Source organism: Streptomyces sp. P17 (assembly GCF_032436805.1).
Lineage (GTDB): Bacteria > Actinomycetota > Actinomycetes > Streptomycetales > Streptomycetaceae > Streptomyces.
The window spans coordinates 1-233 of the sequence record NZ_JAVRBF010001541.1 but is presented as its reverse complement, the minus strand read 5'-3'; the positions used below and the strand labels follow the sequence as shown (position 1 = coordinate 233).

At 73.0% G+C, this 233-nt stretch carries 1 pseudogene; it reads left to right on the top strand.

Annotated elements, in window-relative coordinates:
- Positions 1-104: 104 nt before the first annotated feature.
- Positions 105-233 (top strand): annotated as a pseudogene (locus RMT89_RS46480) (alpha-E domain-containing protein); the annotation flags it as partial.

The following is a 233-nucleotide window of genomic DNA, read 5'->3' as shown; positions in this document are numbered from 1 at the left end:
ACCCCACCACCCCCGCCGCCAGCTCCTGGGCGCGGTACCGGGGGCCGTCGACGGAGCCTCCCAGCCGCCCCCGCAAGTAGACGACTCCCCACTCGCGCCGGAACGCGCGCGCGGTCCGCACCGCGCTCACCAGCGAGATGTGGGATACCATCAACGGCGCCTGGATCGACCTGCAGCGGACCTGGCAGGGCCGCGTCAACACCCGGGAAGAGCTGACGCGCTTCCTGCGCTAC